We start from the raw sequence: 20,147 nt of genomic DNA, 5'->3' as shown, positions 1-20,147 counted from the left end.
AGGAGAAATAGGTATGCTGAAGTGTGTCAACTTTTCCAAAAGCTATGGGAAGGAAGCTATTATCCAATCTTCTAGCTTTGAGTTAAGGGAAAATAAGATTTCATTTCTAATGGGCCCGAACGGTTCTGGGAAAACAACGCTAATTAAGTGCATGATGGGAATGGAAAAATACGACGGTCAGTTTCAATTTAACGGACAAGCTATGAATCAAGTGAAAGACCAGTGTTTAGTATTGTGGGACGACTGCCCATTTTACACGAACTTAAGTGGAATAAAGAATTTATACATATTTAGTGAAAATAAGAAGACGAAGAAGCAAATCGACAAAATCGCAGTGAAATACCTAGAACACGGGATTTTAAAAAATAAAGTAAGTACATATTCATATGGTCAAAAAAAGAAATTGGCCTTGATCTTAGTAGAAATATTGGAGCCGGAACTGTTAATTATGGATGAAATTTCGAATGGGCTTGATTATGAAATGATTAGGCGACTACAAGATATTATTAAAGGTTGGTCGGAAAAAATGACCATCTTGCTAACAGGACACCAATTTAGTTTTTATAATGACATTGTGGATGATTTATTGGTGTTTAAAGATAAAGAGATTGTTGTGCTGCAAGAAGATTTCATCGAGAGTGGGAAGGAATTGGGGGATATCTATGATAAGGAAATTCTTTAAACAAGAAATTGATTATGGAATTGCATCTAAGAACTACGTTTACATGATTGGCTTCCTATGTGTCTTGTTTGGAGTCACTTTATTTCTAAATTATAGTTCTGTTCAAGAGACCCATGAAAATTATTTAGCCACGATTGATTACTACGAGAAAAATGGTTTGGATGTTGAAGCAGATTTGGAAAGTAGCTATGATGTAGAAGAATTCGACGGTGGGGGAATCATTGAAAATCCCATCGCTTTTCACCGACAAATGCTAAGCCAATATATTTTCGCAGCAAGTCCTGAATACACGCTGTCCCAGCTGTTGGAATCTTCCGTTTTATATTTTCCTATCGTATTTGGAGTCTGGGGATTGATTTTAGCGACAAATGACATTCGTTTTCGAACTATTAAACTGAAAACAGTGAGAATGAGTAAGAAGACATTTGTTCTGACAAAATATCTATCGATTGCTTTTAGTAGTTTATTGTTTATGTTGGCGGCAATTAGTATTTCTTTTGTTGTTGGTTGGATTATGTTTCAAATTCTCTCAAATAATGTACCAATTTCGGAGTATAAGGGCGAAAGTCTGCCTTCTAGCACAGGAATTTTTAATAAGATGTTATTTGGTTATATTCTAGCATTAGTATTTGCTGTAATTGGATATACATTTGGTACGGTCTTCAAAAATATGTACATTGGGATGGTTGCAATTATCGTTTATATGTTCTTACTTCCGAATCTTGGTAGCTTTGATCTGAAAAATGCCATCTACTATTTTGCAAATCAACTATTTGATTTTTATGGAGTGGTGAATGTTGAACCACCTGTAGAAACGAATTTCGTAATCTCTATCTTGGTAGTATTGGTTCTATTCATAATCGCCTACTTTATTAATCTAATCATTGTACAAAAACGCAGCTCGTTTGAAAGCTAAAAAGGAATAAGGAGCTCAATTCACCATGAATAAAAAATTGAAGGTAATATTGCTAGTTCTACTAATTATCATCCTATTAATAGTAGGATTTACTTTGGTTAATTATTTTCTGTTTTCGAACAATATCAGGGATGGTGCCTGTCACTTCCCGGTTTTTGTCGAATCTATAGGTAAGAGACAGGTCTGAAATGATATGGCCTGTCTCTTTATTTTTACGTTTATTTGAAGTTGGTGGAGCGAGTTTTGCTGATCATGGAGCGAGTTAACAATGTGTGCGAGCGAGTTCAACCTTCCAAGGAGCGACCTCATCCCATTGTGGAGCGAGTTTTGCCCAACATGGAGCGAGTTCCACCCTCCAAGGAGCGACTCTACCCCATTGTCGAGCGAATTCCTAACACCGAGGAGCAAATTCTCATCCCCCAGGAGCGAATTCCACCCTCCAAGGAGCGACTCTACCCCATCGTCGAGCGAATTCCTCGAACCGAACCCACTCCAAGACGTGCGCCACACCTAACCAACCCACCGTCCTCCTCATGCAGTGTCAAATTTCCACATTTTTCTCTAAAATTATTGTAGAATAAGTAGTATAATAGTCTTACATAGTCTAATAGTAATGGTTGGTGGGATGATGGGAACGGATTTTTATCAAGTTCTTGAGATTAATAGAGACGCTGAGCAAATTCAGATAAAGCAGGCTTATTTCAAGAAGGTTCGGCAGCATTCTCCGGAGAGAGAACCAGAGATGTTTCGTCTAGTTCGTGAGGCCTATGAAACATTGAGCAATGAAAAGATGAAAGCGGAATATGACGCATTTTCTACCTACGGGGAAGAAATTCAGTTCTTGATTGAATCAGGACAAGCCCTCATGGAAAAAGGCGAGTTCAGAAAGGCAGGTAAAGCATTTAAAAAAGTCCTTATGATTGAGCCTACTCTGGAAAGGCCTAGAAATTATTATGCCCTCAGTTTGGCCTATGACCAAGAATACGATAAGGCCTATAAACAGTTTGAGCATTTGATGAAAGAAAGCCCAGAAAACGCAACCTATCAATATAATTATGGTTCAACTTTGATTAGCGCTGGTCGCTTAGAAGAAGGAATCAAATATCTATACCGAGCACGACAGCTCGATTCAAGTGACATCAACATCTTTCAGTCAATAATTGATGCCTATGTGAAAAACAAGCAATATGCAGAGGCACAGCAGGCAATCGAAAAGGAACTGAAGCACCTAAACGAAGAGGACCACTCAACAGTTGTCTACATATTCATGCTGCTGGAAGTTCATATCGTTAGCAACAATCAGCAAGCAATCGATAGGTCGCTCGCTAAAATTGACGAATGGACATTACAACATTCAGACCGAAAAGATACAGTGACAAGAGAGTTAACATCGCTTGCCATTCGGTTGTCTAATGCAAAACGTTATGAAATGGCAGAACGCTTAATCAACAAAGCCGCCCAAATCAGCCCAACTCACGAGTTTGTTTTAGAAATTCAGCAAGAAATTTCGAACAAAGCGCCTATTTTTAAGGAAATGGCCGAACTAGAGGAAGATAGGCAAATTGCTGATGCGATAAAAAATATCTTGATTTTGTATCTTCATGGTAACGAAGTAGATGAGGATGAATTTGATCAATATAGCAAGAAGTTTTTCCAGGAACTAGAGTTTATGTGCATGTATAAACCACATGCTATTATTCAATCGATCAAAACAATGGTCATCCATTATCCACATTTGTATAAGGTTCGAAAAGAAGTCTTCCAGCATTCCTTAAAACTAGCCAAAAAATACAACCAAATAAATCAGCAATATGATCGGATGAAAGAAGATAGTCAGATTACAAATGGAATTAAACGGCTTGTTGCTCTTTACTTAGCAGAAATTTCACAGGAAGAAAGAGACACGTATTTTGACGATATTATGGATGAGATTGGCTATACCAATAGACATGAAGTGTACCAGTCGATCCGACAAATAGAGACCTCCTACCCAGCGTTATACGATCTAAATGCAGATTTTTTCGAAAAATTAAAAGGTATGAGCCTTACGTAAAGGTGAGATAAGTATGCAAAATGAAAAATTACATCTATTGCAGCACTCCTTCGATGATTTAATCGAAGATATCGAGGGTAGCTTACAAGAAGAAAATGAAGCGATGATTCATTATCATTTATTGCGTGCTTATCGCATGCGGACAAGAATACAGGAATTTCAACGGACAGAGGCACAAAGCCGTGAATATCAGGTGTTGAAAGCAGAAGTCGATAAAAAGCTTGCCGAGTGGCATATTTGGTTGGCAAAACTGTTTGAGCAAAACCATGATATTGAACGTGCCGAGCTTCATCGATTAACAGCCTTACAATATCACCATGAACTTCCAGAAAATTATTTTCAATATGCCCATGTGACCCTCCGAAAAAATCTATTAAAAGTTGATCGTGAAATAACTGAAAATATGGATTATGTCAATAAGTCCAATGTCCATGAGGTGCTTGCAGCAGTAAGGCGTGCAAAATTCGCTGTGCGGGTGGCAGAGTCGGAGGGAACGAAGACAGACCAGACGAACTATGTCCTCGGATGGATTGACGAAATGGAGAAGGCGATTGAGAACGACAAAGTACTCTCCCAGTTTACCCAGGAGAATCCTGAGGAAAGTGAAAGTCTAGAACAAGTCCTTGCCGAAATGAATCAGCTTATTGGTTTACATGAAGTAAAAAATAGTGTGAAGGAAATTTCCGATTGGGTCGTGTTTAATCGACTGCGTCAGGATCAAGGATTTAAGTCTGATGACTTAAGCTTGCATATGGTTTTTGCAGGGAATCCGGGAACGGGAAAAACGACAGTTGCTCGCTTAATCGCACGAATTTTTAAAGCACTCGGTGTGTTGAAGAAAGGCCATCTAGTCGAAGTTGACCGTGGGGATTTGGTCGCTGAGTATGTTGGGCAGACGGCTGTAAAGACGGGGAAAAAAATTCAAGAAGCGATGGATGGGGTGTTATTCATCGATGAAGCGTATAGTCTAACTCGTTCTTCCCAAAATGACTTTGGAATTGAGGCCATTGATACGATTGTAAAGGCGATGGAAGATAATCGTCAGCGACTCGTCATTATTTTTGCTGGATATCCAAAAGAAATGGATGCTTTTTTAAAGTCCAATCCGGGGCTTCGTTCCAGAATCAAAAATCATATTCATTTCCATGATTACACCGTTGATGAGCTAATGGATATAAGCACACTTTTGCTCCAAGAAATGCAATATAAAATGGAGAAAGATGCTCAAGATATTTTACGAAATATACTTCAGAAAAGTGTTCTTAAAAATCCACATACCCATGGGAACGGGCGTCTTGTTCGTAATATTTTAGAAGATGCCGTCTTAAACAAAGCAAGTAGTACGGTGTCAGATGTGAACAACGGTATGACAGGGATTGATTTATCACTTCTTGATGCTGATATTATGCGAGTAATAGAACGAGAAATGACGGAGGGGGTATCTAGTGAACAAAGACGATCAAGAGCAATTGAAAGTCATTGATTTGGTAAAGAAAAAAGAAGATTTTGAAGTCGAAGCAAATCAAAAGCAAAAGGATTGTAGTTCGGAAATGGAAGAAGTGCAGCAAGACCTCCAATCGTTTTATCGATTAACACTACAATATAATACCATTTCAATCTATCTTATTTTCTGCGATTATTTCATAGAGGTTCGTAACGTATTTCAACCATCCGTGGAATGGGTAGGAGCGATAAAAAAATCAGAAATGCAATTAATTGACCAATATACTAGTGCACTGAAACAGTTAGGAAGGGAAGAGGTAACATTGACGATCGAAGGCCAAACAGATATAAAAGAAGAACTAATGCGCCTTGTAAAGATGCCTACTCCGGAAATTCCGGAGAAAGGTGAAGAACAAGCAGCATCCACGAATTTAGAAGAAATCATTGGGGCCATCAAAGACGATGTGAAAAAAGGGAATAGGGCAACGTTTAAAATGATTCAGGAACTACAAGCGCAGCTAGATTCCTTAATGGATGAAGATGAAAAGGAAGAAGGAAATACCTTAGATGATGTTTATATTCAAACCTTATTAAATACGTTTGATCAACTGGACCAAATTCTACAAAGTGTCGAAAAGGTTGATATTGACGAAACATGGAAGGAATCTGTCCAAATAGCAGTGAACAATGCCCTTCGATTATTATCAGAAATGGGAATTGAAGAGGTTCCAGCCCTGCATCACATGTTTGATGGGAAAGTTATGGAAAGTATTGGTGCAGTTCCAGCTGATAGCGAGACAGAAATTGAACAATACCACGTGCATACGGTAGCGCAACGAGGATTCCGTTATGTCGATAACCAAGAACTAATACGAAAAGCAAGAGTAATTACGATTTCATAGGGGGAATTTTTAATGGCAATTTTAGGAATTGACTTAGGAACAACAAACTCAGCAATGGCATATTTAAAGGATGAAGAACCAGTTATCTTAGAGAATAAAGATGGACATCGTACTACACCGTCTGTTTTTCAGATTCAACCAAATACTGGAGAAATCATTATTGGACAAATAGCAAAAAATGGGATTGCTACGTATGCGAATACGACGGTAATGGAAGTTAAGCGTTTAATGGGTACAGATGAAAAAGTAAAAGTCGCTGGTAAAGAATACCATCCAGAAGAAATTGCTGCCCGTATTTTGAAATACTTGAAAGAGCATGCAGAGGATACATTAAATACGGTAATTAAAGAAGCGGTTATTACCGTTCCTGCTTATTTCTCTGATCAGCAACGTAAAGCAACACAAAGAGCAGGGGAACTAGCTGGCTTTAAAGTGGAACGAATTATTAATGAGCCTACTGCAGCTGCGATTGCTTATGGTTATGAAAATATGGATAAAGATCAAAACCTTCTAGTGTATGACCTTGGTGGTGGTACGTTTGACGTATCAGTTGTCGAGATTTTTGAAGGAGTCGTAGAAGTAAAAGCGAGTGCAGGGAATAACAAGCTTGGTGGAATGGACTTTGACAATGCGATATTGGACTGGATCCTTGAACAGGCGAAGAAACAACATGGTGTTGATTTACTAACGCTAGGATCTGAAGAAGAAATCCTTCAACGTAAATGGAGAATTAAAGAAGAAGCAGAAAATGCGAAAAAGACTTTATCTTCCCAAGTATCGGCACAAATTAATTTGCCATATATCGCCATTCATAATAATTTGCCGATTACCTTGCAGTTAGAAATTACCCGTGGAGAGTTTGAGGGACTGATTAAAGATCTAGCAGATTCGACATTGGTAGAAGTTGATAAAGCACTAGAGGATGCGAAGTTAACGCACAGTGATATCCATGAAGTTCTTTTAATTGGTGGTTCTACTCGAATTCCTTATGTTCAAGAAATCGTTGAGAAAGCCTTCAACAAAGTTCCACGAAAAGATATTAATCCGGATGAAACAGTTGCTTTAGGTGCAGCCGTTCAAGCAGGAATTAAGAGTGGAGACATCGGAGCGAGCAATGGATTAATGGTAACAGACGTTGCTCCATACACATTGGGAATTGAAATTGTAAAAGACGTTGGTGGCCGTGACGTTTCTGGTTATTTTGACCCAATTATCCCAAGAAATACAACGATTCCCACAAAGAAAACGAAACGATATTTTACAACGACCGATAACCAGGTAGGAGTAGATATTTCAATTTATCAAGGGGAACAACCAAAAGTAGAGCAAAATGTTCACATTACTTCCTTAAAACTTGACGGTGTCCCACCAAAACCAAGAGGACAAGAAAGCATTGATATTTCCTTCCAATATGATATTAACGGAAACCTTCAGGTAGAAGCTATTGTTAACAGTACTGGTAATAAGTTGTCTCAGATTGTAACTACCCAGGGTGGCGGTATTTCTGAAAGTGAAGTGGCAGCTGCAAAAGAACGTCTAGAACAAGACTGGCAGGATTCTGAGCTATATCAAGATGTGAAAGCTGTTATTTATCGTGCGGAAAAAGTGATGAATGATGCGTCAGGTAGTGATAAAGCACGTATTGAGGATTTATTAGCGAAATTAAAACAAGCCCTTGCTGAAAATAACCGTTCGAATGTTGAAAAATACGAAGATGAATTGACCGATCTTCTTATCGAGCTAGTTTAGTAGGTAGCGTTATGAACGAATATCAACAAATCTATCAAAAAACATTGCAGTTTATTGAACAAGAAGATTATGAATCTGCTAAATCTTCCCTTAGGAATATTCTCTCTCGTTACCCGAATCATCAGGAAGGAAACTGGATGATGGGGTTACTGGAAGCAGCGACAGGGAACCCATTTGTAGCGTTGGAACGGTGGAATGGGCTAAGCGAGGAAAAAGTACCACAGGTTATTCAGAAAAGAGCGAGTGTTAGAGAGAAACTAGAAACATATCAACAGTTTTATCGTTCGTATAATGAGGCCATTGATTTCATCCAACAGGAGGATTTCTCAAAAGCTAAAGACAGGCTTGAAAAAGTGGTGGGAAGGCAGTCTGAGGACTTCCCTCTCCCGGTGTCCTTTTATCAGGCGTATTTATTAGTGTTACTTTATTTGGATGAGCATGAAATGTTTGATGAGATAATCGCTAATTTACCGGTTTATGTTTCTCGCTCTAAGGAAGTGAAACCCCTTCTTAAGAGACGCTCAGAATCTGTGCAGCAAGTGGTTTCTATTAAAAAGAATCGTTTTGGTGGAGTGAAACTAGCAGCAGGTCTTGTGTTGGCAGTAGCTGTTGGAGCCTTTGGTGGACAGTTTATAGGGGAAGATTCACAGCCATCAGTCAGTCAAGTTGATTCGAATAACGATGAAGTTGCTGAAGAGACGAACGACAATGACCCTGATGTGGCGACAAGTGCTTATTTGGAAGAAGTGGAACAGAAGCTTGCAGAAGCAACAGCCGTAAATGACAGTCAGTCAGAAGACTTAGATCGCCTTCAACAAGAAAAAGAGGAACTGGAACAAAGTTTAACTTTTCATGAGAAACTATTTGAAGTAGCGAACATTCCACTCGATCATGTCATCAATCAAGCAAGCATTCAATCATATAACGATGGTAGACTTGCTTTTGTTAACGGAAATTATCAAGCTGCTGCTTCTTATTTTGAAGATAGTTATTTCTTAAACCAAGAGAATTACGTAGCCGATGATTCATTGTATTATTTAATTGTATCCAATCAAATGCTAGGGGACATGCGTAATAATGAAGAACTATTTGCTAGTTTTCTAGAGAATTATCCAAATTCTCCATATTATGATGATGTTTTGCTGAAGCAAGCAGAATTTTTGGTTGATCAAGGGGAAGTACAACAAGCATTGCCGATTCTTGATGAGTTGCTGCAATCATTTGACGGTGAATGGACAGCAAAACGCGCAAGTAGCATGAAGCAAGCTCTCATGGAGGAACAATCATGACAGGAAATTATTATGAAATACTAGGGGTACCAGAAGATGCAACCCTGCCCGAAATAAAAAAAGCATATGCCAGAAAAATTCGGCAATACTCGAATGAGACCCATCCTGAAGAATTTCAATTAATCAGAGAGGCATTTGAAGTTTTGCGGGACCCTGAAAAAAGGGATGCCTATGATCGAAACGGGCAAGTAGATGGGAATTATGAAACCTTCATGCAAGAGGTATGGGGCACAATTAACCAAGAACAGTTTCATTCGGCCCTGGACCAAATACACGGAATGGAACATGCTTATTCTGAGGATGCAGATTTCCAATTTGCAAAGGCAATTTGTTATTTTGGTTTACAAGATTACCAACAATCCAAGCGCGTTTTATATCAACTCGTGTTAAAAGAACCGAATCACGAGACGTATCGTGCATATTTAGGATTAAGCTATCTCAATATAGGCGATCATTATAATGCGAAGAAGCAGTACAAAGAATTAATTCGCATGAATCCAAATGAGTCGAATTACTATTTGAATTTGTCACAGGTCTATTTGAATTTAAATCAGTTCGATGAAGCGATGCGTTTACTTGAAAATCGCCTTGATTCGAATTCGGATACGTTGGACGATTACAACATCATGACTCAGTTGGCATTTATCTATAGTGAATTGGGCAATGACTTTAAAAAGAAAAAGATCATTGGGCGCATTCGACTTCTCCCTCGAAATGAGGAAGAACGAGAAGCGTTAATGGATATTATAATGAGGGACTGTGAAGGTGCTCATCCGAATAGTCCAATCGCAAGGGATTTAATTCTAACCGTAGATAAACTGAATACGGATAATTATCCGGAAATCAATCGATGGGTGAGAACATATTTAAAACGATACCCAGAACAAACAAACCAAAACTATGCAAGACAAGAAACAGCAGCAACGACGGCAAATACATCACGAAACTATCAACAAAACGATTATAGTGATGAAAAAGATATTGGTGGAAGCGGATTTGCAGCAGTTATTATTGGAATTATACTTTCTATTATTGCTACACCAATCGTTGGCATCATCGCAGGATTTGTCTACTACTTCTATGGAAAACGCATCCTGCAAGCCATCGGATGCCTAATCGTCATTGTTATTGTTGGATTGATTATACTCTCGGGATTATAGTCGGGACCGGGGGTGCCTGTCACTTCCCGATTTATGTCGATTTTTAGAGGCAAGTCTGTAATATGACTTGTCTCTTTTCTGTTTCTTTTATTGATTCCTTTGGGATGTAATAAATTGGAAGTCTTGAAGGAGCGATTTTCTTTGGATGGGGAGCGAATACCCTTTAGTATGGAGCGAATAAGCTTGGTTGGGGAGCGACTTCCACCCGTGTGGAGCGAATTCATCCTTGGAAGGAGCAAGTTTCTACTGTTTACGAGCGAATTCCACTAGGGTGGAGCGATTTCCCCCACACCCTACTAAAAAAACAGGCAAGGTGAACTGTCACTTACTATTTCTATTATTATTCCATTCCTTTAATATGTAGGCTTTTTATTCCATTTTTTTCAAATTCAATTTCATACTTTTCTTCTATCTCAAAAAGCTTATTTATATACTCATCTTGTGTCTTTGGTTTTTCTTTTAAATTATTAAGTTCTCTTTTGGCAAGGCGATAAGTAAGCTGATTCCAAAATACTTCATTATCATTTTCTTGAATAAATGGTTCTACTGTTTTTTCAAATTCAAGCGTATGAAAATAATCTCCCATACTCTGATCGTATGCAATCACATCATCAAAACCAAAATCTTTTGCAAAGGAGTTGAAATACTGAACAATTTCTTCATATTCCTTAAAACGGTCACCATCAGTTCTCCATGAATTTGCCGTCCATTCTCCCAAATAAAGCAACTCAGTCAACAGTTTGTATTGCTTTTTAGTAATATTTATTTTCATATAGTTGTTCCTCCTAAAGGTTCTTTCCTTTGAGAGTATCAGATGGGACAAGTCATATCAATCTCCCTGATACAATATAGTAAGAGTATACTCTATTGTTCTGGAGGTCCTAACTTCATGCACAACATATTAAACAAGCTACCCTATCAATTCTCGAATTTATCTGGAGACATTTCAGCTGGTGTTATCGTTACATTTCTATTAATCCCTCAAAGCATGGCGTATGCAATTATTGCAGGTGTGCCAATCACAATGGGCTTATTAGCTGCGACTTTTCCTATGCTTATTTACGCCATTTTAGGTAGCTCAAACTATTTATCGGTGGGGCCAGTTTCGATTGTCTCTTTATTAGCATTTACTGGGATAGCAAGTATGACCGACTCAGGTTCACAACACTTTTTAGAGTTAATGATTTTTCTAACGTTAATGGTAGGGACCCTACAGTTATTAATGAGTTTCCTTAAATTTGGACGAGTAGTACAGTATATCTCTACTGCAATGATCGGGGGATTTATCTCAGCCCTAGCTATCATCATTATCTTAAATCAAATGAGTGCCATTTTAGGGGTAGAGCTTCCAAGATATGAAGGATTTTTCTCTTACATAAAAACCATCTTCATGAGCATTCCAAACGTAAATTTATTAACATTTTCCATTGGGATGATTTGTTTCATCATTTTAGTATTCATGAAAAAATTGTTCCGGGTAAATCTTGGTCCGCTATTTATTATTATTGTTTCGATCGTAACTGTAGATGTATTGAATCTCGACCAAAGAGGGGTAGAGGTTGTAGGAGCAATCCCAAGCGAGTTAGCTCAAATCTCGTTTTTTGTTCCTTCTGTAGAATTAATCCTTAGTTTGTTGCCGATTGCTTTTGTAATAAGTATTATATCGTTTGTTGAATCGTATTCTGTCGCACGAACATTAGCAGAAAAAGAAAACCAACGGATTAAGGTAGACCGTGAGCTATATAGTTTAGGTTTTTCTAATATGATGAGTTCTTTAGTAGGAGGCATCCCTGTCGCGGGTGCCATATCACGAAGCGCCGTAAACTATGAATCTGGTGCAAAAACGAGAGTATCACTAGTCATTACGGCATGTTTAATGCTACTAGCAATCTTGTATATCACTCCATTGTTTTACTATCTATCTAAAACCGTACTTGCAGCCATCATCATCTTTGCAGTAATGAACCTAATCCATTCTAATCAACTTGTATACTATATGAAAAATTCACTAAGAGAAGCAATTATCTTCATCTCCACCTTTCTCGCAACCCTGTTGGTAGATATAATTGTCGGAATGGGTGTTGGGTTTGTGGGGTCTATTTTGCTTTCTAGAAGGTGAAGTGTTTGTCGATTCATGCGAAAACTACCCTTTCGAGAGGCACTTCCTTCCTCCTCTATTTTCATCGTTGTTACCTTTTATCTCCAATTATTATAATTATGTTAAATTCACACACAAAAATTTAGTTGAAATTTCTTTTCTGTATAAACAGCACTATGACAACGTTTACAAACCAAAAATTGAGTATATTAATGTAAATATGACAAAATCCAACAATTTTTGTGAAAATTTATTGACAACTTCAAACTTATCGAACATAATGTAACACATAGGATGTTTGAAATTAACAAACGAATATAAAGTGAGTTGAATCTAAATGTTACCCCTTGAAAGAAAGAAATGGTTAGAAGAACAAGTAACATTAAATAAGAAGGTTGATATTGAAGAAATATCCAAGATGCTTAATGTTTCTGCCATGACAATTCGAAGGGATCTAACAGAACTCGAAAAAAAAGGAAAAGTGATTCGAACCCATGGTGGGGCAATCTCAGTTGAATCTTTAACAGAGGAAGTTCCTTTTTACTCAAAAAAGAGTAAAAACAGCACAGAAAAGAAAGCGGTTGCATTACGGGCTTTTTCGCTTATTAAGGAAAACTCAACCATTATCCTTGACTCGGGGACGACAACTTTAGAACTAGCTAAGCTACTCAAAAATCGAGAGGATCTAACAATCGTTACGAATGATATCTCGATTGCAAATGAATTACTAGATAGTTCAAACAAAGTGATCATAACCGGAGGAGAATTACAACAAGGGGTTGGAGCACTTTATGGGTCAGCTACACAGCAAATGCTACAAATCATTCACGCTGACATTTTCTTTTTAGGAGCACATGCAATAGATCTAGACAGGGGAGTTACTGCCCCTACCTTTGAAAAATCGTTAATCAAGCAATTAATGATTAAAGCATCAGAAGTAACATGGATTTTGGCCGATCATAGCAAATTTAATGTAAAGGCTTTCTCGAATGTTTGTGACCTAACCACAGTAGAAGGAATTATTACAGATACAAAGGTAGAACCTTCTGTTGTAAAAGAGTATAGTACTAAAACCCAAATTCTATTTGGAGGTCAGGATTAAAATGAAAGTTGGAGTTATAGCAGATGACTTAACTGGAGCAAATGGAACTGGGGTTAAGTTAACAAAATTAGGTCTTAAGACAAAGACAACATTTTATCAAAAGGAATTTACAACTTTCGAACCTGATTCAGCGATTTGTTTAGATACAGATAGCCGATACCTTACTCCACTGGATGCACAACATCGAGTTTTACAATCCGTACATAGTTTAACGGGTTGGCAAGCAGATCTAATCTGTAAGAGAATTGATAGTACTTTTCGTGGGAATATTGGTCCTGAATTAGAGGTTCTATTAAACAATATTGAAGGATCAACAGTCGTTATTGTTCCAACATTTCCGTCATCTGGGAGAACCGTTGTCGGTGGATATTTACTAGTAAATGGTAAGCCCTTACATGAAACAGATGTTGCAAATGACCCGATTTCTCCGATAGTCGATTCCTATTTACCAGCTATTCTAGAGAAACAAACGGAGGAAGATGTGGCTGTTATTGAATTAAATAAAGTTAGTTCGGGAAGTGCCAGTGTAACAGAGGAATTAGAAAACTGTATTAATAGAGGAACAAAGCTCGTCATATGTGATGCGATAACAGAGCAACATATTGAAACAATTGCAAGAGCAATGACAGACATAACTAGTTCAATGATGATTCCTGCAGACCCAGGTCCGTTGACAACTGCATTCACTAGTCAATTAATGAAGAAGTCATCTTCAGAACAAAAATCTAAAGTTCTTGTATCTGTTGGAAGTGTTACTTCTATTTCAAAATCACAGATTGATTATCTAGCTTCAAAAATGCACATAAAGCCTGTGTATGCACGACCAGACAGCTTGGCATCGTTTGGGAAGTCCTGGGAAGAAGAAATTGAACGAGTCGTACTTGAAACAAAAGAACTTATAGATAATCAAGAAACGATTATAGTCACAACTAATCATAGTAGTTTCCCAGTACTAGATTTTAAGCAGTTATCGAAAATAGAAGGTGTGTCAGAAGACTTATTAGCTAAACGAATAACAGCTGGTTTGGCTGAAATCAGTAAACGTATTCTCCAAAATGGTAACGGTTGCATTAAAGGTTGTTTCTTTAGTGGGGGAGATGTAACGGCCTCATTTTGCGAAGCAGTTGAAGCAGATGGTTTCGAACTAGTTAGTGAAGTTATGCCATTAGTTGCACACGGCGTTGTATCTGGTGGTGAATTTCAAGGATTATCAATTGTAACAAAGGGTGGAATGATAGGTGATAAAACAGCTATTTATGAAAGCGTCACCTATTTAAAAGAAACATTACATGACAAAGGGAGGATTCTTCATGGAGCATAACATTATAGCAATCCCTATGGGCGACCCTGCTGGGATAGGACCAGAAATAACGGTAAAAGCATTAGCGAAAAAGGAGATTTACGATGTTGCATCTCCAGTCGTTATTGGAAACAAAGGTGTTTTAGAAAATGCCCTGAAAATAACGAATTTTGAATTAAACATTCATGAAATCACTGAAGTAACTGAGGCAAAATTTGAGCATGGAACGATTGATGTTATTTCCTTAGATAATATCAACGTAGAAACTTTGAAAATTGGTGAAGTTGATGCTGATTGTGGGAGAGCAGCCTTTGAATATATCAAACTATCGGTTGAAATGGCGTTAGAAGGAAAAGTTTCCGCATTAGCAACTACACCAATAAATAAAGAATCGTTAAAAGCAGGGAATGTACCTTTTATTGGTCATACGGAAATGTTAGAGGAGCTTACGAATTCGAAAGATCCATTGACTATGTTTGAAGTGAGAAACATGAGAATTTTCTTCCTAACTAGACATCTTTCTTTAAAAGATGCAATTGGCCAGATGACGAAAGAGAGAGTACAAGACTATCTATCTCGTTGCGATGAAGCATTACAACGTTTGGGAGTAGAAGACCGAACAATTGCAGTTGCAGGCTTAAATCCACATGCGGGTGAAAGTGGACTGTTTGGAAATGAAGAGATGGACGAGCTTACACCTGGTATAGAGGCAGCTGTTAAAGATGGAATAAAAGCGGTTGGACCTGTACCGGCAGATTCTGTTTTCCATCACGCATTAAATGGGAAGTATGCTGCGGTTCTATCACTCTATCACGACCAAGGTCACATCGCTGCAAAAATGACAGATTTTGAAAGAACGATTTCCATCACAAATGGTCTTCCGTTTTTAAGAACTTCTGTTGATCATGGTACAGCGTTTGATATAGCTGGCACAGGGATTGCAAGCAGTGTGAGCATGGAAGAATGTATAAAACTAGCAGCTAAATATAGTAAAACTTTTTATCTAGTAGAAAAATAAAAAACTTCAGGAGGTTACTACGATGAGTAATGAAAAACCGATTATTGCAGTTACGTTAGGGGATGCAACAGGAATTGGCCCTGAACTAATTGTAAAGTCATTCCAAGATGATGCTATTCGTAATCTAGCTACATGGGTAATTGTAGGGGATAAAAGAATTCTTTCTCAAGGAGAAACAATTGCAGGATTAACTTTAGATGTAGAAGAAGTGAATACAATTGATCAAGTTGAGAACAACGTTGGTACACTATACTTTATTGATTTAGCAAACTTAGATCCTAGCGAATACGAGTTGGGCGTATTATCATCTGAATCCGGTAAGGTTACTGGCGAAACATTAAAATACGTTTTAGATTTAGCCAAAAAGAAACAAGTGGAAGGTGTTATCTATGGGCCGTTAAATAAAGAGGCATTGCATAGAGGTGGACATCACTTCCAAGATGAATTACATTTCTTTGCTGATTTACTAGATTGTAAAGAAGGTTTTAGCGAGATTAATGTGATGGAAGACTTATGGGTAACTAGAGCAACTTCTCATATTGCTTTGAAAAATGTGAGTGACTACATTACCAAAGAGAGAATTACTCAGCGAATTCGCTTTGCAGATGAAACATTGAGAAATGCTGGGATAGAAAATCCTAAGATTGTTGTTTCTGCATTAAATCCACATGCAGGTGAAGGTGGAATGCTTGGTAATGAAGAAATCGACTTTATTATTCCAGCAATAAAAGAGATGCAAGAGGAAGGAATTAATGTTGATGGACCATATCCAGCAGATACATTATTCCTACGCTTGGAAAAAGATCCATTCGATTGCCTTCTAGCAATGTACCATGACCAAGCCCAAACTGGTATGAAATTACTTGGTTTTAATAGAGGGGTAACAATGAGTGGTGGTCTACCAATTACTCTAACAACTCCTGCGCATGGCACAGCGTTTGATATAGCTGGTAAAGGAATCGCTGATCCAGGTGCGACAAAAGAAGCGATTAAAATGGTAGTAAAAATGAACTCAAATAATAAAGAATCAAAAATTACTAATTAAAATTTTAGGGGGAATTAACATGTTAAAGAAAAATTTATTACTAATTGGTTTCAGTGCTTTATTATTGCTAGTGATTAGTGCTTGTTCTAATGATGCTGGTGGTTCTGAGGATTCAGCGGATAATTATCCAGAGCGTGACATTGAGGTTTATGTTGGGCATGGTCCTGGTGGTGGTACCGATACATTCGTACGTACAGTAACAAACTTAATGAAAGATTCTATCGATGGTGCAAACTTTAACATTATTAACCAAGAAGGTGGATCTGGTGTTATTGCAATGCAAAACGCAATGAAAGAAGATGCTGATGGCTATACATTAGTTGGGGACTCTGCATACGCAGTAACAACTGCAGCTGGCACAAACAAATTCGGTTTAGACAAAGTTAAGCCAATTGCTCGTATCCAAAGTGACACTTATGCTTTACAAGTTAAGAATGGTACATTTGATTCAATTGATGAATTAGTAGAATATGCAAAAGAAAATCCAGGTGAAGTACGTATTGCAGCAGTAGGAACAATGGGAATTGATGAAATTACAGCACGTCGTTTCATTAAAGAAGCTGGGGTAGACATGAACTACATTCCTGCTGAAGGTGCAGGTAACATGCACTCTGACCTATTAGGTGGGCATATTGATGTTATCCTTGAAGAAGTTGGACCAACTGTTTCTTATATTGAAGAGGGCGAATTCAAACCATTAGTATTTTTCGCTGAAGAACGTCTTGAAGATTTCCCAGATGTACCAACAACAGTAGAAAAAGGCTGGGAGTTAATTGATGGTGTGGAACGTTACTTAATGATTCATGCAGATGCTCCACAAGAAATTGTAGACCTTTTAGAAGATGCAGCTAAAAAAGCAATGGAAACAGATGAGTATAAAGAATATGCAGCGAACTCTTACCTAGATCTACGTGATGGTTGGATGGGTTCAGAAGACTTCACGAAGAAATTAGAAGAAGACATCGCTAAATATGAAGAAATTTTAGCTGAAATTGAATAAATCATTCAATCAATAAAATAGAGGAGGATATGATGTCCTCCTCTTTTATAGGAGGAAATACAGAATGAAATCAAATTTAGTATTAGGATTTATTACAATTCTGTTTTCTGTGTTTTTCTTAATTAAGTCATTACAAATTCCAGAAGCTAGATCTTCCACAGTTGTTGGCCCGGCTGAATGGCCCATCATCATTTTAACGTTTATGTTAATTATGGGGATTGCTCAGGTAATTAAAACTATTCTTGACCATAAAAAAGGTGCCTTTGATGTGGCTGAGAGCTCCAATGAAGAAGACGAGGAATTACCAAGTGTACAAGGAAAAATTAAAGAGGGAACAGGTGGAAGCCACTGGTATATCTTAATTGCAATTGCATTATATACAATACTTCTTCCAATCGTTGGTTTCTTAGTGGTTACGCCATTCCTGTTTTTATTTATGGCGTGGTTGTTAGGAATGAAGAAACGCATTCACCTTCTGCTAACAACAGTAGGTAGCTATGTATTATTCATTGCATTGTTTATCTATGTGCTTGGTATTCCATTTCCACGAGGTATTGGTATTTTCCGTGATTTAAGTTTCTGGATTTACTAAGAAAAATATAGAAAGGAGTAAGGTCATGATTGATGGATTATTATTGGGTTTTGAAAATTTATTCCAACCAATCCCATTACTAATATTATTTGCTGCAACAATGATTGGTTTCTTAGGTGGCGCATTACCAGGTATTAGTGGTACGATGCTAGTTATTATTCTTCTTCCAATATCTTACGGATTAGATGCTATACCTGCATTTATCCTGCTAACGACAATCTATGCCTCTTCTGTATTTTCAGGTTTAATTAGTGCTATTCTATTCCGTACTCCTGGAACGCCAGAAGCAGTGGCAACTGTTCTTGATGGGTATCCAATGGCAGCAAAAGGTAAACCTGGACAAGCCTTAGGTATTGGGATTTTAAGTTCTGTCACCGGGGGTATTTTTGGGACGTTATGTTTAATATTCTTAACTCCTGTACTTGCAGCCTTTGCTTTGAACTTTTCATCACCTGAATATTTCTCACTAGCCGTTCTGGGGTTAACTGTTGTTGTATCTTTAAGTGGTGGCGACTTAATCAAAGGCTTTATCGGAGTTGCTTTAGGATTATTTATTGCTACCGTTGGAATGGATCCTTTGACAGGAACAGAGAGATTTACTTTTGATTCATTAGAATTACTTAGCGGAATTGATCTTATCCCTGTATTAATTGGTCTGTTTGCTGTATCGGAAGTACTTCGTAAAAGTAAAGAAGATCATACTATTAAACAACAGATGCAAAAATTCAAAACGAAAATATTTGATAGTAAGATTGTTAATCAAATTAAAGGAACGATTTTCCGTTCTTCTATATTAGGGATTTCAATTGGTATTCTACCAGGTGTTGGGGCAACTACAGCTGCAATGGTAAGTTATAGTGAAGCAACTCGTTGGTCCAAAAATAAAAAAGACTTTGGTACAGGTGTTCCTGAAGGGATTGCTGCTCCTGAATCAGCGAATAATGCTGCTGCGATGGGGGCGATGGTTCCATTGCTTTCTCTAGGGATTCCAGGAAGTGCAACAACAGCCGTTATTTTAGGTGCGTTTGTTATGCATGGACTACAACCTGGACCAATGCTTATCAATAATTCACCTGGTTTAGTTTATACAATTTTCATATCATTATTGTTAGTAAATATATTGATTCTAGTATTCTCAAAACCTTTTATAGGTATATTCTCTAAAATAATGAAAGTACCATATTATACGTTAGGTCCGGCAATTATCATCTTTTGTATTATTGGTACATTTGCAGTAAGAAATTCCATTTTTGATATTTGGATTATGCTTTTATTTGGATTAATTGGTTTCTATCTAGATAAAATGAAGTTTCCTTTAGCAGCTGTTATCCTTGGTTTAGTACTTGGACCAATTGCTGAAGAAGAATTTAGACGTGGTTTACAAATGGCAAATGGGGATTTAAGTATATTCTTTACTCGTCCTATTAGTGCAATCTTGTTAGGTTTAGCATTAATTGCACTTATCGTACCATTAGTGAATAATTTTAGAAAGAAAAAGAAGGCATAACGTCACAAAATGAAAGATTAACAAACTTATTTGCTGTTGGGGATGGAATGCTTCAACAGTTGATAAGTTTTGTTTTTCTTAAATAAGAATGTATAAAATTTCGTAGATGTCTAGCTCCGAGCGCCTGAGACTAGCGAAGGAACTACATAGAATTACTCCTCTGGCCTTTGTGCCGAGTAATCGCAAAAAAACTACGTGGCGAAACTTCATTGCTTTTGTGCCGAGTAACCGCAGGCACAGGCACAAGACTTCCTTCGCCTCCGTACGATAAAGAAGACTTGCCGATTGGTG

At 37.7% G+C, this 20,147-nt stretch carries 17 protein-coding genes; 16 read left to right on the top strand and 1 reads right to left on the bottom strand.

What is annotated here, in order from left to right:
* Positions 1-13 precede the first annotated feature (13 nt).
* The 8 genes from BUB12_RS08985 to BUB12_RS08945 all read left to right on the top strand — a co-directional run bounded on the left by BUB12_RS08985 (position 14) and on the right by BUB12_RS08945 (position 10,194).
* The gene (locus tag BUB12_RS08985; RefSeq protein WP_072890188.1) at positions 14-682 is read left to right on the top strand and encodes an ATP-binding cassette domain-containing protein; all 669 of its coding nucleotides are present in this window, start codon (positions 14-16) and stop codon (positions 680-682) included.
* Positions 663-1,598 carry a hypothetical protein gene (locus tag BUB12_RS08980; protein ID WP_072890186.1) on the top strand — a complete coding sequence of 312 codons (936 nt, stop codon included), beginning with the start codon at positions 663-665 and terminating at the stop codon, positions 1,596-1,598. The genes BUB12_RS08985 and BUB12_RS08980 overlap by 20 nt, the downstream gene beginning before the upstream one ends.
* 613 nt (positions 1,599-2,211) lie before the next feature.
* Complete coding sequence (locus BUB12_RS08970; protein ID WP_084063282.1) at positions 2,212-3,651, top strand: DnaJ domain-containing protein; 1,440 nt, start codon at positions 2,212-2,214, stop codon at positions 3,649-3,651.
* Between the two features lie 13 nt (positions 3,652-3,664).
* On the top strand, positions 3,665-5,134 hold the full coding sequence (locus BUB12_RS08965) for an AAA family ATPase (RefSeq protein WP_072890180.1): 1,470 nt from the start codon (positions 3,665-3,667) through the stop codon (positions 5,132-5,134).
* The gene (grpE, locus tag BUB12_RS08960; RefSeq protein WP_072890177.1) at positions 5,097-5,996 is read left to right on the top strand and encodes a nucleotide exchange factor GrpE; all 900 of its coding nucleotides are present in this window, start codon (positions 5,097-5,099) and stop codon (positions 5,994-5,996) included. Before BUB12_RS08965 ends, grpE begins: the two co-directional genes overlap by 38 nt.
* Positions 5,997-6,008: 12 nt before the next feature.
* Positions 6,009-7,745: an Hsp70 family protein gene (locus tag BUB12_RS08955; protein ID WP_072890175.1), complete on the top strand. Its 1,737-nt coding sequence runs from the start codon at positions 6,009-6,011 to the stop codon at positions 7,743-7,745.
* Between the two features lie 11 nt (positions 7,746-7,756).
* Entirely contained in the window at positions 7,757-9,034 is a 1,278-nt protein-coding gene (locus BUB12_RS08950) for a tetratricopeptide repeat protein (protein WP_072890173.1), read from the top strand.
* The gene (locus tag BUB12_RS08945) at positions 9,031-10,194 is read left to right on the top strand and encodes a J domain-containing protein (protein ID WP_072890171.1); all 1,164 of its coding nucleotides are present in this window, start codon (positions 9,031-9,033) and stop codon (positions 10,192-10,194) included. The genes BUB12_RS08950 and BUB12_RS08945 overlap by 4 nt, the downstream gene beginning before the upstream one ends.
* Before the next feature lie 340 nt (positions 10,195-10,534).
* On the opposite strand, the gene BUB12_RS08940 is transcribed toward BUB12_RS08945, so the two are convergent.
* On the bottom strand, positions 10,535-10,966 hold the full coding sequence (locus tag BUB12_RS08940; RefSeq protein WP_072890169.1) for a hypothetical protein: 432 nt from the start codon (positions 10,964-10,966) through the stop codon (positions 10,535-10,537).
* Positions 10,967-11,083: 117 nt separating this feature from the next.
* Between BUB12_RS08940 and BUB12_RS08935 the strand changes: the two genes are divergently transcribed.
* From BUB12_RS08935 to BUB12_RS08900, 8 genes are all read left to right on the top strand, one after another.
* Entirely contained in the window at positions 11,084-12,313 is a 1,230-nt protein-coding gene (locus BUB12_RS08935; protein WP_072890167.1) for a SulP family inorganic anion transporter, read from the top strand.
* 316 nt (positions 12,314-12,629) lie between these two features.
* Positions 12,630-13,394, top strand: coding sequence for a DeoR/GlpR family DNA-binding transcription regulator (locus BUB12_RS08930; RefSeq protein ID WP_072890165.1), 765 nt, complete (start codon positions 12,630-12,632; stop codon positions 13,392-13,394).
* A 1-nt stretch (position 13,395) separates the two neighbouring features.
* Entirely contained in the window at positions 13,396-14,715 is a 1,320-nt protein-coding gene (locus BUB12_RS08925; protein WP_072890163.1) for a four-carbon acid sugar kinase family protein, read from the top strand.
* Positions 14,705-15,712 (top strand): 4-hydroxythreonine-4-phosphate dehydrogenase PdxA, encoded by a 1,008-nt coding sequence (pdxA, locus tag BUB12_RS08920; RefSeq protein WP_072890161.1) that lies wholly within the window; start codon positions 14,705-14,707, stop codon positions 15,710-15,712. The genes BUB12_RS08925 and pdxA overlap by 11 nt, the downstream gene beginning before the upstream one ends.
* 22 nt (positions 15,713-15,734) lie before the next feature.
* A complete protein-coding gene (locus BUB12_RS08915) occupies positions 15,735-16,757 on the top strand; it encodes a PdxA family dehydrogenase (RefSeq protein WP_072890159.1) in 1,023 nt (340 codons plus the stop codon).
* 19 nt (positions 16,758-16,776) lie between these two features.
* Positions 16,777-17,757 (top strand): Bug family tripartite tricarboxylate transporter substrate binding protein, encoded by a 981-nt coding sequence (locus tag BUB12_RS08910; RefSeq protein WP_072890157.1) that lies wholly within the window; start codon positions 16,777-16,779, stop codon positions 17,755-17,757.
* Between the two features lie 64 nt (positions 17,758-17,821).
* Complete coding sequence (locus BUB12_RS08905) at positions 17,822-18,349, top strand: tripartite tricarboxylate transporter TctB family protein (RefSeq protein ID WP_072890155.1); 528 nt, start codon at positions 17,822-17,824, stop codon at positions 18,347-18,349.
* Positions 18,350-18,374: 25 nt separating this feature from the next.
* On the top strand, positions 18,375-19,856 hold the full coding sequence (locus BUB12_RS08900; protein WP_072890153.1) for a tripartite tricarboxylate transporter permease: 1,482 nt from the start codon (positions 18,375-18,377) through the stop codon (positions 19,854-19,856).
* Positions 19,857-20,147 lie beyond the last annotated feature (291 nt).

This window comes from Ornithinibacillus halophilus, assembly GCF_900129485.1.
GTDB classification, from domain to species: domain Bacteria; phylum Bacillota; class Bacilli; order Bacillales; family Amphibacillaceae; genus Ornithinibacillus; species Ornithinibacillus halophilus.
Note: the sequence above shows the minus strand (reverse complement) of the source record. Positions and strands in the feature narration are given on the sequence as shown.

Bases quoted from the DNA above. Each gene is read 5' to 3' on its own strand.
- BUB12_RS08985 (WP_072890188.1), top strand. From the start codon at position 14: ATGCTGAAGTGTGTCAACTTTTCCAAAAGCTATGGGAAGGAAGCTATT.
- BUB12_RS08980 (WP_072890186.1), top strand. From the start codon at position 663: ATGATAAGGAAATTCTTTAAACAAGAAATTGATTATGGAATTGCATCT.
- BUB12_RS08970 (WP_084063282.1), top strand. From the start codon at position 2,212: ATGGTTGGTGGGATGATGGGAACGGATTTTTATCAAGTTCTTGAGATT.
- BUB12_RS08965 (WP_072890180.1), top strand. From the start codon at position 3,665: ATGCAAAATGAAAAATTACATCTATTGCAGCACTCCTTCGATGATTTA.
- BUB12_RS08955 (WP_072890175.1), top strand. From the start codon at position 6,009: ATGGCAATTTTAGGAATTGACTTAGGAACAACAAACTCAGCAATGGCA.
- BUB12_RS08950 (WP_072890173.1), top strand. From the start codon at position 7,757: ATGAACGAATATCAACAAATCTATCAAAAAACATTGCAGTTTATTGAA.
- BUB12_RS08945 (WP_072890171.1), top strand. From the start codon at position 9,031: ATGACAGGAAATTATTATGAAATACTAGGGGTACCAGAAGATGCAACC.
- BUB12_RS08940 (WP_072890169.1), bottom strand. From the start codon at position 10,966: ATGAAAATAAATATTACTAAAAAGCAATACAAACTGTTGACTGAGTTG.
- BUB12_RS08935 (WP_072890167.1), top strand. From the start codon at position 11,084: ATGCACAACATATTAAACAAGCTACCCTATCAATTCTCGAATTTATCT.
- BUB12_RS08930 (WP_072890165.1), top strand. From the start codon at position 12,630: ATGTTACCCCTTGAAAGAAAGAAATGGTTAGAAGAACAAGTAACATTA.
- BUB12_RS08925 (WP_072890163.1), top strand. From the start codon at position 13,396: ATGAAAGTTGGAGTTATAGCAGATGACTTAACTGGAGCAAATGGAACT.
- pdxA (WP_072890161.1), top strand. From the start codon at position 14,705: ATGGAGCATAACATTATAGCAATCCCTATGGGCGACCCTGCTGGGATA.
- BUB12_RS08915 (WP_072890159.1), top strand. From the start codon at position 15,735: ATGAGTAATGAAAAACCGATTATTGCAGTTACGTTAGGGGATGCAACA.
- BUB12_RS08910 (WP_072890157.1), top strand. From the start codon at position 16,777: ATGTTAAAGAAAAATTTATTACTAATTGGTTTCAGTGCTTTATTATTG.
- BUB12_RS08905 (WP_072890155.1), top strand. From the start codon at position 17,822: ATGAAATCAAATTTAGTATTAGGATTTATTACAATTCTGTTTTCTGTG.
- BUB12_RS08900 (WP_072890153.1), top strand. From the start codon at position 18,375: ATGATTGATGGATTATTATTGGGTTTTGAAAATTTATTCCAACCAATC.